The organism is Mesorhizobium metallidurans STM 2683, assembly GCF_000350085.1.
Taxonomy (GTDB): domain Bacteria; phylum Pseudomonadota; class Alphaproteobacteria; order Rhizobiales; family Rhizobiaceae; genus Mesorhizobium; species Mesorhizobium metallidurans.
The window spans coordinates 52,010-67,052 of sequence record NZ_CAUM01000146.1 but is presented as its reverse complement, the minus strand read 5'-3'; the positions used below and the strand labels follow the sequence as shown (position 1 = coordinate 67,052).

Genomic DNA, 15,043 nt, shown 5'->3' with positions numbered 1-15,043 from the left:
ATTCGCTTTGCCATATAACTAAAACCATCCGGGGAAGGCAGCGCGTACGGCCGTCGCCAGCGGTGGGATGTCCTCATCGGGCACCGACGAATAGGGCCACAAAAGCCGGGGTCCAATCGAGCTCCAGCCGCCGGCCGCCGCCATCGCCTTGTCGAGGGCGGCGTCGCTGACGCCATAGCGGGCTCGAAACGGCAGGACGTGATCGGCGAGAAAAGCCTGTATGCGTGCCTGCATCTCGACGGCTGCTTGCTCCCCGGCTCGTATCTGCGCCCACCATTGCAGTGCCCCTGTCGGGCTAAGGCAGGCAACGTTCGAATAACTGCCATGTGCGCCGTCCGCATAACCAGTCGCCAGCGTGTGGCCTGGCACGAACACCGAAAAGCCCGGCAGTTCGCGCCGCATGTCGGCGTACCAGCTGGCGTCACCGCCGGGCAATTTTGTACCGACAAGCGACGGCACCGCGGTACTCAGCGCGGCAATGGCTTCGAGGCTCAGCCGCCGCTTGGCGTGCGGCGGGTTGTAGAGCACCAGAGGAGTATCAGGCGCCGCCTCGGCCAGGCCCGAGACGAAACGCAGCACTTCCTCGTCGCTCGGCGGCCACCAGTCCGGCAAGGTGAATTGCACTGCCGAGGGTGTCAGTCCGGCAACGCGCTTCAGCCGTTCGCGTGCGACGCGCGGATTGGACTGGCTGATGCCGATCTGGAAAGGGATTTCCGCAGCACCGGCGACTTCCGCCACCATCTCGCTTAGCCGATCGAATTCGGTTTCCGTCTGGCAATGGAACTCGCATGCCGTGCCGTTGGAATAGACGCCGTGAACGCCCAATGCGCAGAGCCGCGCGACGGTCTCTCGCGTGGCGTTCCAGTCGATATTGCCATCCAGGCCGACCGCCAGCATCACGGCGCCCCAGATGCCGCGCGGCGCATGTCCGGGGAGGGCGGAGAGATGATCGCTCATGGTCCGGCTAGCACAGGGTGAAGGAGAGCGGTGCAAAGCCGCCGAGACGGATCTCGATGCGGCCCTGCCTTGCAACGATCAGCAGCGGCGACAGTGATCCGGTGGTGATCACCATGCCTTTTCTAAAACCGCCGAAATGGTCGTCGGCCATCCCAGCGAAAGCAACGATGGGCGAGATGGCGTCGCCGAACGGGTATTTGGCGGCCTCGCGCTGGATGATCGCCCCGTCGCTGGAAAGCGTGATCGCCATGCCATCGACCTTCGGCTCGTGCGCAAGTACCTGCGTGCCGATGACATAACCGCCGGTGACCATACTGTCGGCCAGCGAACCGAAAGGGCCGGCTGTGGTCCGGTCGTCGATGCGGGAACCGATAAGCTCGATGCCGAAAACGAAATGCTCGATGGTTTGCAACACGGCGTCGCGTCCGGCTTTGGCGATCTCTGGCGTCAGGTCGGCGCCGAGCCGGACAGCCACTTCGATCTCAAGCCCGGCGAGATCGCGTTCGCCAAGTTCGATCGTTCCGCCGTCGTCGATGACCATGCCGGCGGGGATCGGCGCACTTGTCGCAATCCCGTCGGGCGGCATCGCCACCTTGGCAACGGGCGCGCTTTCGCCAAGCAGCTTCATGACTTCGCCCTGGATTGCCAACGCCTCATTGCGCGTCAGGTCGATGAAACGCGACGCCGGCACGCGTTGGCGCGGATCCCTGTGAGCCTCGGCGATGGCCTTGGCAATGGCATCGATATCAGCCGGCATTGGCGATCGTTTCCTCGCGGCGGGATTTATCCGAAGCAAAGGCTGCTTCGATGATGCCGATGAGCTTGCGCCCATAGGCGCCGGTCACCGGTACCGGCTTGTCCCGAACGATGGCGTCGCGCAATGCCGCCCATTCGCGTTTCACCGCATTGTGCATCCAGGCCGGCTCGAACGAATCCGGCAGGTCGGCCCACACCGTATCCCGGCCAATCATCGTGCCCCGATCCATGTCGATGCGCAGCGTGCCGCGCTCGCAGACCAGGTCCATCGCAAAGCCGACTGCGCCATTGCGATAGCCGACGCTCTGCACCTGGCCCAGACCGCCACCCTTGAAGCGAAGCGCCAGCATCGAAGTGTCGTCGGCCTCTTGTTCGTGGAACTTCGCGCCGAGCATGGCGCTCACCGAGATGACGTCGTCATCCATCAGCCAGACAAGACGGTCGAGCGCATGAATGCCGGCGGTCATCAGCATGCCGCCACCGGTGGCGTTGCGCAGGTGCCAGTCGCGCCGGTTGTGCTCCATCCACAGCTTGATCATCCAGCTCGATCCGATCAGTGGCCGGCCGATCTCGCCGGCCTCGATGACCTTCTTCGCTGCCATGCAGGGTTTCGAGAAATGCAGGAGATGGGCGACCATCAGCTTGACGCCGCTCTGCGCCACCGCCGCATTGATCGCATCGCATTCAGCCAAGGTTCGCGCCATCGGCTTTTCGAGCATAATGTGCTTGCCGGCCTTGGCCGCGCCGATCGCCATTTCGGCATGCAGCGCGTGCGGGGCAGCGATGACGACGGCATCGACGCTGCTGTCTTCGAGAAGTTCGCGCCAGTCGGTGTAGCCCTTGCCGCCGTGTTCGCCCGTGAAGGCGGCAAGCGCCGTCGCGTCTCCACGGCAGGCCGCGACGATGCGTATGCCATCGACCTCCCTGATCGCGCGTGCATGCGCCGCGCCGAAATCGCCCGCGCCGATAATGCCTATTCCAATCATCGTCCTGCCTTCTGGTAAGCGGCGTCGATCAGCGACATCGCCGCAACATAGTCGTCTATGGAGATTGCCGGCGCAGCCTTTCGCTGCAACCGTTCGAACGTGTCGCGCATGCAGAGCCGGTAGCGCGTGGCCGGCAGCTCGACCGGCAGGTCGACAAACGCGGCGTCGTCGAGCGTCGCGCAGATCGCCTTGTCGCCACTGTCGATGAGAGTGGCGTTGGCGCTGACGATGCGCCATTCGAAATCGCCGCCGGGCCGCATTGAGGCGTAGGTGCAACCCGCCTCCACGGTGAACAGCGCGCCGGCCTCGTCCTCGAGCACCAGCAGCGCATAGTCCTCAACCGGAGACCGGTGGATCCGGTTGCCCACCGATACGGATTTGAGACGGAGTTCCCCACTGGCGAGGCTCAGCGCGGCATCCACACCGTGAATGCCCAGATTGCGCAATGCGCCGCCACCGCCAATCGCGGGATCCACCACCCAGCCAACGCCGTCGGCGGCATAGCGCTCGGGCGGCCCGTTGACGACACGGAAATGGCCGTGCGCGAGTTGGCCGGCGCGGCCTTCCCCACGCAGTCTTTCAAAGGCGATCACAGCCGGACCGAAGCGATTGGGCAAAGGCACGCTGACGAAGGCTTTTCGCTGGTGCGCCAGGTCTCGCAACTGGATCAGCGACGCGGTGCTGCTCGCCGCCGGCTTCTCAAGCATAAGCGGGATGTCAGCCTCGATCACGCTGCGCGCCCCGGCGGGTACGGTCGAAGGATGCCCCATCAGCAGGATCAGATCGGCAGCTGCTGCCAGAACGCCTTCGAATGCAGCAATCGCGCTCAGCGAGTTGCGCGCCGCAAATCCCTTCGCATGCGCCTCGTCCTCGTCCCACACGCCGATGATTTCAGCCCCGGCTGCATGCGCCGCGTCGAGATGCATGTCGGCGTGCCAATGGCTCGTGCCGGCCAAAACGATCCTCATATCTCTGACATTTCCTCCACTGACTTGCAGGATATCCTACAAGTCGCTATAGGACAAGTCGTCAGCCTCCCGCGCGATGTGGTTATTCGGCGTCGGACAACAGTGGGAGCAGGGAGCAACATGCCGGTATTGAAGTCGATCGAGCCGCTCAGCCGACCACCGCTTCTGCATGTGAGCGTGCAGGAGAGCCTGCGGAAATATATCGAGGCGAACAGGCTGAAGGCGGGCGATCCGTTGCCGCCGGAGACATACCTGGCGCAGCAGCTCGGCGTTGGCCGCAACTCGGTTCGCGAAGCGATCAAGGCGCTGGAATCGATCGGCATATTGGAGACGCGCCGCGGCATCGGCGTGTTCGTCAAGGAATTCTCCTTCAAGCCGCTGCTCGACAATCTGGCTTACGGCCTGCAGGACTCGCTGCGCGATGTCGAGGAACTGCGCGAGATCCGCCGCGTGCTCGAGACCGGATTGATCGCCAAGACCATCGAGATGATCAGCGCCGAGGACATCGGCGAGCTTCGCCGGCTGACCGAAAGCATGCGCCAGCGGGCTGAGCGCAGCGAGAGCTTTGCCGAGGAGGACCAGCAGTTCCACCAGATGCTGTTCCGCTGCCAGAACAACCACATGCTGAGCGCCCTCATCGACATCTTCTGGGTGGCGTTCAACAAGGCCTCGGACTTCACCAATCTCGACAATCCGACGCCGCTCGCCACCTGGCGCGATCATCATGAAATCGTCGAGGCGGTCGCCGCCAAGGATGTCGACCGGGCACGCAGCCGGCTTGACGATCACTACAGAGGTATCCAGCAAGTCATCGCCAAGAACCGCACAATTTGAAAAAATGCCAAGGGAGGAAACCATGCGCATCAAGACGATAGCCATTGCCGCCGCGCTGCTGCTCGGCACCGGCCTGCCGACCATCGTGCAGGCACAAAGTCCAAAGACCATTGCCGGCGGTTTCGACGTCGGTCCCGGCGGCTTCCCCAAAAACTTCAACCCGCTGGTCGCGACCGGCGGCTTCACCTGGCTCAGCACCTATTTTGAACCGCTGGTCATCTGGAATGCCGGACTGACCGAACTCGAAGGCGATTTGGCCAGGAACTACACGATGAGCAGCGACCAGTTGACCTATACGTTCAACCTGGTCAAGGAGAGCTGGCACGACGGCAAGCCGTTCACGTCCAAGGACGTCAAATTCACCATCGAGCTTGCCAAGAACAAGGTTTCCGGCAGCCTGCTGGCGGCACGCCTCGGCGATGTCGCGTCCGTGGAGACGCCCGACGACAGCACCGTGATCGTCAAGCTGTCGAAGCCGAACGGCTCATTCCTGTCCATTCTTTCGCAGGTGCTGATCCTGCCGGAGCATGCCCTTGCCGGGATGCCGCCGGAGTCGCTGGCGACCAGCACCTGGTGGTCGACCAGTCCGGTCGGCACGGGTCCGTTCAAGTTCAAGAAATACGTCACCGACCAATATGTCGAACTGGCCGCCGACGACGACTATCGTGGCGGCAAGCCGAAGGTCGACGTGCTGATCAACCGCTATTTCGAGAACCCGGCAGCGGCAGTCGCCGCGCTGCGCGCTGGTGAGATCCAGTTCACCTATGTCGAGCCCGACGATGCGGCCTCGTTCAAGACCGACGCCAGCTTCAAGTTGATCGAGGGCGGCTCCTACGTGGTCAACTATATCGGCCTCAACCAGAAGGTCGACCTGTTCAAGGATCTGAGGGTACGTCAGGCGATCATGTATGCGATCGACCGTAACGCCATCATCGAGAGCCTCTATGGCGGCGCGGCCAAACCAGCCAATTGCGGCTATGTCGCGCCGCAACTGGTTCCCGAAGGGCTGGAAGCTTACGCCTACGATCCGGCCAAGGCCAAGGCACGGCTGACCGAGGCCGGCTGGGACAAGATCAACGGCGACAAGCCCATCACCTTGCTGACCTACTACGGCTCGCCGCAGGCCGCCAACGTCATGGCCGCCATCCAGTCCATGCTGGCCCAGGTCGGCATCAACGTCGTGCCGCGCGTCGTCGACACACCGACCTACAATGGCACCGTCTACAAGGAAGGCACGCCGGACTGGAACGCATTTCCCATGGTCTATGCCGGCTTGCAGAACGGTCCGAACCCGGCCGGCATCAATCCGGGTCTGAACAAGTCGCAGTTGCCGCCCGCCGGGTTCAACACGATGCGCATCGAATTCGACGATCTGAGCGCGGCCTTCGACAAGGCACTGGGTGAAACTGATGCGTCGAAACTCGATGCCGCCTGGCAGGGTGTTTGCAAGGTGATGAACAAGGATCTTCCCTGGGCAACGCTATGGGTGGCCAATCGTTATGGCGTTGTCTCCAATAAGCTGAAGGATTTCGTCTGGACGCCCGCGCCCGGCGGCGGTCCCTATGCCGCTCATCCCGAGACCTGGGACATCCAGTAAACAGGCGGATCTCCCGCCCACCGATAGGGGCCGGCATCTTCCGCGATGCCGGCCCACGCCATCCACTTCCGGAAAGCCGATGCTGAGCTTCATCGCCCGCCGCTGCGCCACAGGACTGTTGATGCTGGTCGCCTTGAGCCTCCTCATCTTCGTCCTGCTGCGCATGGCGCCCGGCGATCCGATTGACGCCTATATCAATCCGTCCGTGCCGATGTCGGCCTCCGATCTTGAAACGCTGCGCGACCGCCTCGGCCTCGACCAGCCGCTGCCGCTTCAGTATATCGGCTGGCTGCGCGCGGCGCTGTCTGGTGATTTCGGCTATTCGATCCAGCGCAGCGGCGTGCAGGTGCTGCCGCTGGTGATGGAGCGAATCGGACCCACGGCTCTGCTGATGGGCATGGGTCTGGCGATCGCCATCATCGTCGGCATTGCCGCCGGCATCTATAGCGCCGTGCGCCGCAACGCCTGGCCCGACATTGCGATGTCGGTGCTGTCCTTCATCGGCATATCGAGCCCGGCCTTCCTGACCGCGCTGCTCGGCCTCTATTTCTTTTCTGTGCTGCTGCGCTGGGCGCCGTCAGGCGGCATGCAGACCGCCGGCGCGCCATTCTCGATCTCTGACGTGCTCGCGCATCTGATCCTGCCGGCGTGCCTGCTGTCGATCGGCCACGCTGCCCTGATCATGCGCTATATGCGCGCCTCACTGCTCGAAGTGCTTAACCAGGATTATGTCCGCACCGCCCGCGCCAAGGGCGTGCGAGAATTCTGGGTGATCATCAAGCACGCCACCCGCAACGCGCTCTTGCCGGTCATCACACTGATCGGCTCGACCGTGGGCATCGCGATCGGCGGCGCGATCTTCCTGGAGAGCGTCTTCAACTGGCCGGGCATGGGCCTGCTGCTGGTCAACGCCGTCGGCACCCGTGACTATCCCGTCATCATGGGCGCCACGCTGGTCATCGGTGTCTGCGTCATCCTGGTCAACATTCTCACCGACGTCGCCTATGCCTTCGTCGATCCGCGCATCCAGGTGGCATGATGACGGTTGCCGCGACCGAACCACCAGCCATGCAGCGCACCAAGGGTCCGTTGCGCCGAGCGCTCGACCGCTTCATCGAGAACCGCGCCGCGCGGGCCGGCCTGCTCATCGTGATCCCGGTGCTGATAGCGGTCATGACCTATCACTGGTGGTGGCCATACGCGCCCAACGCCATCGATCTGAAGGCCATGAACAAGGGACCGTCCGCCACCCATTGGCTCGGCAGCGACGGCGTCGGCCGCGACGTCTTCGCCCGGCTTCTGCAAGGCGGTCGCATCTCGCTTTTGGTCGCTGTCTGCTCTGTCGCGATCTCCATCGTGATTGGCTTCCTCGTCGGCGCCATCGCAAGCTTCGGCGGCCGCGTCGTCGATGCGACCGCGATGCGCTTCGTCGATCTCGCCATGACTTTGCCGCCGGTCATCTTCCTGCTGGTGCTTGCCTCGATCGCCGGCACCGGCATCGCGCCGACAATCCTCGTCATCTCGCTGCTGTCGTGGCCCGTTTTGTCGCGCATGGTCAGGGCCCGGCTGCTCGAACTGCGCGAGCGTGATTTCGTTGTCGCGGCGCGCGGCATGGGGGCAGGGCTGCCGCATCTCCTGTTTCGCCACGGCCTGCCCAATTGCATAGACATCCTTGTCGTCTACGCGACCTTGCAGATCGCCAACGCGATCCTGCTGGAAGCCGGCCTCTCCTTCCTCGGCCTCGGCATCGCCCCGCCCGAAGCGAGCTGGGGCAACATGCTCAATCTCGCCCGCTCCACCGTCGTGCTTGAACAATACCCCTGGCAGTGGATGTTTCCCGGTGCCGCCCTCGTGCTCACGGTCCTCGCCATCAATTTCATTGGCGACGGCCTGCGTGACGCTTTCGATCCCCGATCCGATCTCAATTGAAGGTTCTCAAAATGCCACTCTTTACCGGCGTCGTGCCGCCCGTCGTCACCCCCCTCAATGCCGATTACAGCATCGACTTTCCATCGTTCACGCGAACACTGGAGAACCTGCTCGACGGCGGCGTCCACGGACTGTTCGTGCTTGGCTCGACCAGCGAGGTCGTCTTCCACGAAGAGGCGGCGCGCAAGGCGATCATCGAGCATGCGGTGAAGGTCAACAACGGCCGCGTGCCGATCTTTGTCGGCGTCATCGACCCGACCACCGACCGCGTCATCAACCATTCGAGGATCGCCAAGGCGGCCGGCGCCGATGCTATCGTCGTCACCGCGCCCTTTTACGCACGCACGAGCCAGCCGGAGATCATCGATCATTTCCGCTACATCAAGGATGCGATCGACATCCCGATCATCGCCTACGACATCCCGGTTTGCGTCCACATCAAGCTTGAGCGCAAGACGACGGTGACGCTTGCCAGGGAAGGCATCGTCGCCGGCCTGAAGGATTCCAGCGGCGATGACGGCAATCTGCGTTACGTGCTGAAAGACATGGCCGGCAACGCCAATTTCTTCGGCATGACCGGCTCCGAAATCATGGTCGACACCGCCCTTGCCATGGGCGCGCACGGTGTCGTGCCGGGCATCGCCAATGTCGACCCGCACGGCTACGTCAAGATGTGGAACCTGATGCAGGCCGGCAGGTATGCCGAGGCCCGCCTTGAGCAGGAGCGGCTGTTGAAGCTGTTCGAGATCGTCTGGATCGCGCTCGGCCGCACCAGCGCCGGTTCGGCCGGCGTCGGATCCTTCAAGACGGCCATGCGCAGCCTCGGCATCATCGCCACCAACAGGATGGCCCGTCCGCAGCGCGACCTCAACGCCGAGGAAACCGCCAAGGTCGACGCCATCCTGCGCGACGTCGGCCTGCTCGGCTGACAATGGAAGCGCCGATCCTCCAGATCGCCGGACTGCGCGCCGTGTTCCGCATTGCGGGGCGCGACATCGCTGCCGTGCAGGATATCGATCTGGAGATCGGCTCCGGCGAGACCGTGGCGCTGGTCGGCGAGTCCGGTTCGGGCAAGTCGGTCACCAGCCTCTCCATCATGGGGCTGCTGGCGAAGAAGATCGGCCATATCGCCAAAGGCCGTATCTCGATCAGGCGGCGCGACGGGTCCGTCACCGAGCTGACCGGGCTGGACGCGGAGCAACTGCGCCGCGTGCGTGGCAACGACATCGGCATGGTCTTTCAGGAGCCGATGACCAGCCTCAACCCCGTCTACACGATCGGCGAGCAGATCGCCGAGCCGATCCGCATCCATCTTGGCAAATCGCATCGCGCGGCGGCAGCCGAGGCGGTGCGCCTGCTGACGCAGGTCGGCATCCCGGACCCGGCGCGGCGCGCGAAACAATACCCGCACGAACTCTCGGGCGGCATGCGCCAGCGCGCCACCATTGCGATGGCGCTCGCATGCAACCCGACCTTGCTGATCGCCGACGAACCGACGACAGCGCTTGACGTGACGATCCAGGCGCAGATACTCGATCTGCTTGCCGACCTTCAGGCCGAACGCGGCATGGGCGTCCTCTTCGTCACCCACAATCTTGGCGTGGTTGCCGAAATCGCCGACCGCGTGGCGGTCATGTATGCCGGGCGCATCGTCGAGACCGGTCTGGTGAGCGAAGTCTTCGCCCGTCCGCGCCATCCCTATACGATGGGCCTGATGCGCTCGGTGCCGCGGCTTGGCCAGGCAACGGCGCTGAAGGCCGCCGGCACGCCGCTGCCGACGATCGCCGGCAACGTCCCCTCGCTGGCCATGCTGCCCAAGGGCTGTTCCTTCGCTCCAAGGTGCCCGATGGCGATCGACGCCTGCCGCGCCGCCGTGCCGCCGCTGTTCCAGGTGTCGCAAACGCAGGCGAGCCGCTGCATTCGCTGGGAGGAGCTATGAGCGCGCCGGCTCCCTATCTCACGGTTCGCAACCTGACCAAGCATTTCGCCCCGACAGCGTTCTCGCGCGGGCCCGTGGTCAAGGCGCTGCAGGATATTTCCTTCGACATTCCACGCGGCCAGGTGGTCGGGCTGGTCGGCGAATCCGGCTCCGGCAAGACGACCGTTGGCCGTTCCGTGCTGCGGCTGATCGAACCGACTTCCGGCGAGATACGCTTCGACGGCAAGGACATCGTCAAGCTGGGGGCAGGGGATCTTCGCCGCCAGCGCCGCAACATGCAGTATATTTTCCAGGATCCTTTCGCCAGCCTGTCGCCGCGCATGACCATCGGCCAGATCCTCACCGAGGGGCTGGATATCCAGAGGATCGGCAACCGCGCCGAGCGTCGCGCCCGCGCCGAAAAGGCGCTCGCCGCAGTCGAACTGCCGGTCGACGCCTATCATCGCTACGCGCATGAGTTTTCGGGCGGCCAGCGCCAGCGCATCGGCATCGCGCGCGCCCTCACGCTGGAGCCCGAATTCATCGTCGCCGACGAGCCTGTCTCCGCACTCGACGTGTCGATCCAGGCACAGGTGATCAATCTTCTGCGCGACCTGCAACTGCGGCTCGGCCTGACGATGCTGTTCATCTCGCACGATCTGGCGGTGGTCGAATATATCTGCGACACCGTCATCGTGCTCTATCTCGGGCGCATCATGGAGATCGCACCGGCGGCGAGCCTCTACGCCCGCCCGCAACACCCCTATACGCAGGCGCTGCTGTCGGCCATTCCCTCGCCGGACCCGGCGAAGCGCTCGAAGCGCCAGATACTCAAGGGCGATATTCCAAGCCCGGCCAATCCGCCGTCGGGCTGCGTGTTCCGCACCCGCTGCCCCTATGCGATCGAGGCCTGCGCCGGCGTCGTGCCCGAATTGCGCGAGACCGAGGCGGGACATCTCAAGGCCTGCATTCGTGACGACATCCCGGCATGACGGCCGCCAAATAGCGAGTTATTTCGCCGTTGAACGGGGACATAGTCGCGTGGTCACGGCTGAGCGGCCAGACACATTGGAACCTTCTTGACCCAATACGGTTGAGGCTGGTGACGGCGGGCATTTGCACCCCCTCAGCAAAATGTAGAGCGTCCCCCGCCCTTTCCGCCGTCACACCTTCACAGTATGCGAAATCTATATTGTGTCCCGGATCGTTTTAACGTTCCCAGCGTTTGACCCAGACCCGCACGGAGGAATCGACAATGGGCGACGAACAGCATGAGAAAATCCAGCAACGCGCATACGCAATTTGGGAACGTGAAGGCAGCCTGCACGGCGATCATGAACGGCACTGGCAGACGGCCAAGGAGGAAATTGAGCGCGAGGCCGCACTTCCACTCACGGCTGATGACGCGCTTCCGCAAACCCGTGAGATGGACAGCAACGATCCATTGACGGTCGAAGCGCTCGCATTGCGCACCGGAATAACCGTACAGCAAGCGCAGGATTTGATCGATCGGATGGGCGATGACCGCACGGCGATCGAGGACGCTGCGCGGAGCCTGGCGGTAGGTGGACGAAACTTCAGCAAGTGAGAATCTGTCGAACCCTGAAGCCGACAGACTGGAACTCCTGACCGCGTCGTGGGTGGCCATTAGGGCGTCCCGCGCAAGCCGCTCGGCGTGTCACATGATGCCGAAGGTCTTATAGGCTTCCACCGCGCTCATGCCCTCGCGGATCGCTTTGGCGACGAGCCTTTCGCCGCGGACTTTTTCAAGCGCCAGCCGAACCACCTCTTCCTCCGCTTGCCGCGGAATAACCAGCACGCCTTCCTTGTCGCCAAACAGCAGTGTTCCCGGCTCGATGCGCACGCCACCGATCTCGAGCGCACAGCGATAGTCCACGACCTTGCCGCGCACGCCTTGGTCCTGCGCGTAGTAGCCGGTGCAGAAGCATGGGAACTCCAGCGCCTTGATGCCATCGGTATCGCGGACGAAGCCGTCGACCAGCGCGCCACGCACGCCGAGGATCTTCGCGCGGGTCGACATCAGTTCGCCCCACAGCGCGTAGCGGGGCGAGGCGCCGCTGGCGACGTAGATCTCGCCGGGCTTCAGATCGTCCAACGCTTCGAACATCAGCCCGAACGGCTTGGTCATCAGCGGATTGCGTGTCGGCTCATTGGACGGAAAGATGTCGGATTCGAGCACTGGCATCGCCCGGCCTAGCAAGCGTGTCTTCTCGTCGATCGGCTTGAACACGGGCGGCAGGAATTGATGCTGCAGCCCCAGCGTGTCCATCACGTCGCCGACCACGGCGACGAAGAGTTCCGTGTCGAACAGGCGATACATTTCGGCGTCGTCGGCATAGAGGCGCATCGATCTGGTCATCAGGCTTGCGTCCGGGTGCTCGTGGAATTGGTGGTGCGGGCAGGCCCCAGCACTGCTGCGTTCTGAACCAACGCGCGCATATAACCCAGGGCAAAAGCCTTTCCGGCGTGCCAGGGCGCGTTGCAGGACATTTCCGGGGTATGGTCGGGGATCATCACGCCGTCATAGTTTTCGTCACGCAGGATGCGGACGATCTCGGCCATATCGATATCGCCGTCATCGACGAAGGTCTCGTGATAGTTCGGCACTTTGCCGCGCACGTTGCGGAAGTGGATGTAGCCGATGCGCCGGCGTCGGGCGAAGCGCCTGACGTGCCCGTAAATGTCGTCGGCTCCCGGCATCTCCTGCAGCGAGCCGAGGCAGAGCTCCAGCCCGTTGGCCGGCGAGTCGATTATGTCCATCAGCCGGTCGTATTTCTCCGGCCGGTTGACGAGCCGCGCGGCACCACGCAGCGCCTCGGCCGGTGGATCGTCGGGGTGGGCCGCCAGCACGACGCCGGCCTCTTCGGCCACCGGCACGATTTCGCGCAGGAAGATTTCGAGCCGCTGCCAAAGCTCGTCGCTGCTGACCGTCACCGCTTCCGCATTCGGCCGCCCGGCGCGATAGCGCATGTTCCAGACAACACCGTCGGGGAGGGGCAGATCGGCATCGATGGCGGCGAGGTCGAGACCCACCGACACCGCTTCGCCGCGCGCGAAGGGGCCGCGCGACCATCCCCAGACACCGGCGATGGAGAAATTGTAACCAATGCAGGGGATGCCGGCGCGCCCGGCATCGCGGACAAGGCGCTTCAGCCCGTCGATCTGCTTCGAACGATCGGGACCGCCGAGCAGCACATCGGACCAGAAGCGCGGCGAGAAATTCTCGATCGCCGCGATCTCCAGACCGTTATCGCGCACGGTCTTGACCAGGCCGGCGAAATCCTCGTGGCTCCAAAGCTCGTCGGTGGAGCAGTCGCCCCAGCCTGCCTCTTCGCCGCCGGCTGAGAGCGAAGGATCGCGGCCGCGAAAATAGTTGGTGAGGTGGGCAACGATGTGGGTGGCGCCTGCCTGACGGGCAAAGCGGAAATTGTCCGGCGTCAGCGATTCCCGGTAAAGGCCAAGACCGATCTTCATGGTGCTATTTCACGCCGATACCGGCGGTCAGGCCGCCATCGATCTTGTAGTCCGCGCCGGTGCAGAAGCCGGCTTTAGATGAACATAAAAAGGCAATGAGCTCCGCCACTTCCTCCGGCTCGCCGATGCGGCCAAGCGGATGGGCGGCGCCAAAGCGCCTGTAGGCTTCTTTGACATCGGCATCGCTGCCATTGTCGCCACGCGCGGCCTTCTCGAGGATCGGCGTGCGGATCGAGCCCGGGCTCACCGAATTGATCCGGATGCCGGCCGCCGCGTAGTCGAGCGCCAGCGATCGCGTCAGCGTGTGGATGGCGCCCTTGGTGGTGGCATAGGCGGCAACGTTTTGCTGGCAGGCGAAGCCTTGCACCGAAGCCACGTTGACGATGGCGCCGCCGCCCCGCTTGATCATTTCCGGGATGCCGAAATGCGCCGTCAGGTAGATCGAACCGACATTGACGGTCATTGCCCGGTTCCAGGTTTCCCAGTCGGTGGTCGTCGCGGTTCCGTAGGGATGGACCGCCGCCGAGTTGACGATGATGTCGATCCCGCCGAACCGCTCGACGCCGGCCGCGACCGCGTCGCGAACCTGGTCGGAAACGGAGACATCGACTGTCTGCACCAGCGCATCCGCTCCGGCCTTGGCGAGACTTTCCTGCATCGCGGCATTGGCCGCCCGGTCGATGCCGCAGGCGACAATCGCGGCGCCGCCCTGCGCCAGGCGCCTCGCTGTAGCGAGCGCGATGCCGGTCGTGCCGGTAACCAGCGCAATCTTGTTTTCAAAGTCAGACATGATGTAAATCCTTGGAAGATGTCGGGTTCGGCTGCGCCGGGATTGCCGGCGAGATCCGGGCGTTTTCGAGATCGTCCGGAACGAAGCGCAGGCCGAAATCGAGGTGCCGGCTCATCAGGTAGCTATAGGCGATACGGTCGCGTGCGCGCAGCGCCGAAATGATCTCGCCATGGGCGCGGCGTGTTTCACTGAGGATCGGCCGGATGGATTTGCCGACGGTCATGATGTGCAGGATGACCGGCGACAGGAACTGATAGGTCTGTACCAGCATGCGGTTGCTGGCGAGCTTCACCAGCGCCAGGTGAAAATCGAAATCACGCTGCGCCGCCTCCTGGACATCCTTGCTGGTTTCGATCAGGCCGTTGACGTCGTCCAGGGCGTCGAGTTCGGCGGCGCTGGCGTTGAGAATGACGTGGTCGCCGATGCTCACTTCGATGATGCGGCGAAACCCCTGGATGTCGTTAAAGGAGGTCCTCGAAATATCCATCTGCGCGGCGAAAAAGTTCTGAATCGCCACGTTCTGGCGATCGGCCAGCACCGCGCCGACACGCGGCTTGGGATCGATCAGGCCATAGGTGCGGATGGTGCGCAGCGCTTCGCGGATCGTGTTGCGGCTGGCGCCAAACAATTCGCAAAGCTCCCGTTCGGTGGGCAGGACGTCGCCGACGGACATGGCGCGATTGCGGATGAGGTCGAGGATCTGCCGCACGGTCTGGTCGACGGCCGAACTGCTGACCCCGGCATCTTCTGTCGCTTCCACCGGGTCGTGACCAGCCTGCTCCAAGGGACTGTCTCCTCGCTATTTGTTGGACC

The 15,043-nt window shown here is 63.6% G+C and carries 16 protein-coding genes; 8 read left to right on the top strand and 8 right to left on the bottom strand.

Annotated features, from left to right (window positions below; all coding sequences use genetic code 11):
* Positions 1–18 precede the first annotated feature (18 nt).
* Genes MESS2_RS25360 through MESS2_RS25345 form a run of 4 tightly spaced genes read right to left on the bottom strand, consistent with a single transcriptional unit; the run spans position 19 to position 3,667 of the window.
* Positions 19–957 carry a dihydrodipicolinate synthase family protein gene (locus tag MESS2_RS25360; RefSeq protein WP_008877421.1) on the bottom strand — a complete coding sequence of 313 codons (939 nt, stop codon included), beginning with the start codon at positions 955–957 and terminating at the stop codon, positions 19–21.
* Between the two features lie 7 nt (positions 958–964).
* Positions 965–1,714, bottom strand: a complete 750-nt coding sequence (locus MESS2_RS25355) for a hypothetical protein (protein ID WP_008877420.1) — start codon at positions 1,712–1,714, stop codon at positions 965–967.
* A complete protein-coding gene (locus MESS2_RS25350; protein WP_008877419.1) occupies positions 1,704–2,699 on the bottom strand; it encodes a Gfo/Idh/MocA family protein in 996 nt (331 codons plus the stop codon). Before MESS2_RS25350 ends, MESS2_RS25355 begins: the two co-directional genes overlap by 11 nt.
* Positions 2,696–3,667, bottom strand: coding sequence for a Gfo/Idh/MocA family protein (locus MESS2_RS25345; protein WP_008877418.1), 972 nt, complete (start codon positions 3,665–3,667; stop codon positions 2,696–2,698). The genes MESS2_RS25350 and MESS2_RS25345 overlap by 4 nt, the downstream gene beginning before the upstream one ends.
* Before the next feature lie 120 nt (positions 3,668–3,787).
* Here MESS2_RS25345 and MESS2_RS25340 point away from each other — a divergent pair, with 120 nt between their 5' ends.
* The 8 genes from MESS2_RS25340 to MESS2_RS25305 all read left to right on the top strand — a co-directional run bounded on the left by MESS2_RS25340 (position 3,788) and on the right by MESS2_RS25305 (position 11,533).
* Positions 3,788–4,501 carry a FadR/GntR family transcriptional regulator gene (locus MESS2_RS25340; RefSeq protein WP_008877417.1) on the top strand — a complete coding sequence of 238 codons (714 nt, stop codon included), beginning with the start codon at positions 3,788–3,790 and terminating at the stop codon, positions 4,499–4,501.
* Between the two features lie 22 nt (positions 4,502–4,523).
* Positions 4,524–6,098, top strand: a complete 1,575-nt coding sequence (locus MESS2_RS25335; protein ID WP_008877416.1) for an ABC transporter substrate-binding protein — start codon at positions 4,524–4,526, stop codon at positions 6,096–6,098.
* A 79-nt stretch (positions 6,099–6,177) separates the two neighbouring features.
* Positions 6,178–7,137, top strand: coding sequence for an ABC transporter permease (locus MESS2_RS25330; protein WP_008877415.1), 960 nt, complete (start codon positions 6,178–6,180; stop codon positions 7,135–7,137).
* 29 nt (positions 7,138–7,166) lie between these two features.
* Positions 7,167–8,027 carry an ABC transporter permease gene (locus tag MESS2_RS25325; protein WP_040594032.1) on the top strand — a complete coding sequence of 287 codons (861 nt, stop codon included), beginning with the start codon at positions 7,167–7,169 and terminating at the stop codon, positions 8,025–8,027.
* Positions 8,028–8,038: 11 nt separating this feature from the next.
* A complete protein-coding gene (locus tag MESS2_RS25320) occupies positions 8,039–8,956 on the top strand; it encodes a dihydrodipicolinate synthase family protein (RefSeq protein ID WP_008877413.1) in 918 nt (305 codons plus the stop codon).
* A gap of 2 nt (positions 8,957–8,958) precedes the next feature.
* Positions 8,959–9,966 carry an ABC transporter ATP-binding protein gene (locus tag MESS2_RS25315; protein ID WP_008877412.1) on the top strand — a complete coding sequence of 336 codons (1,008 nt, stop codon included), beginning with the start codon at positions 8,959–8,961 and terminating at the stop codon, positions 9,964–9,966.
* Positions 9,963–10,937, top strand: coding sequence for an ABC transporter ATP-binding protein (locus MESS2_RS25310; protein ID WP_008877411.1), 975 nt, complete (start codon positions 9,963–9,965; stop codon positions 10,935–10,937). Before MESS2_RS25315 ends, MESS2_RS25310 begins: the two co-directional genes overlap by 4 nt.
* A 263-nt stretch (positions 10,938–11,200) precedes the next feature.
* Positions 11,201–11,533, top strand: a complete 333-nt coding sequence (locus MESS2_RS25305; protein WP_008877410.1) for a DUF2934 domain-containing protein — start codon at positions 11,201–11,203, stop codon at positions 11,531–11,533.
* 90 nt (positions 11,534–11,623) lie between these two features.
* Here the strand turns inward: MESS2_RS25305 and MESS2_RS25300 are convergent, their stop codons facing one another.
* Genes MESS2_RS25300 through MESS2_RS25285 form a run of 4 tightly spaced genes read right to left on the bottom strand, consistent with a single transcriptional unit; the run spans position 11,624 to position 15,014 of the window.
* Positions 11,624–12,325, bottom strand: coding sequence for an RraA family protein (locus MESS2_RS25300; RefSeq protein ID WP_244440090.1), 702 nt, complete (start codon positions 12,323–12,325; stop codon positions 11,624–11,626).
* Positions 12,325–13,440 carry a mannonate dehydratase gene (locus tag MESS2_RS25295; RefSeq protein ID WP_008877407.1) on the bottom strand — a complete coding sequence of 372 codons (1,116 nt, stop codon included), beginning with the start codon at positions 13,438–13,440 and terminating at the stop codon, positions 12,325–12,327. The genes MESS2_RS25300 and MESS2_RS25295 overlap by 1 nt, the downstream gene beginning before the upstream one ends.
* A 4-nt stretch (positions 13,441–13,444) precedes the next feature.
* Positions 13,445–14,230, bottom strand: a complete 786-nt coding sequence (locus MESS2_RS25290; protein WP_008877406.1) for an SDR family NAD(P)-dependent oxidoreductase — start codon at positions 14,228–14,230, stop codon at positions 13,445–13,447.
* Complete coding sequence (locus MESS2_RS25285) at positions 14,223–15,014, bottom strand: FadR/GntR family transcriptional regulator (RefSeq protein ID WP_008877405.1); 792 nt, start codon at positions 15,012–15,014, stop codon at positions 14,223–14,225. The genes MESS2_RS25290 and MESS2_RS25285 overlap by 8 nt, the downstream gene beginning before the upstream one ends.
* Positions 15,015–15,043 lie beyond the last annotated feature (29 nt).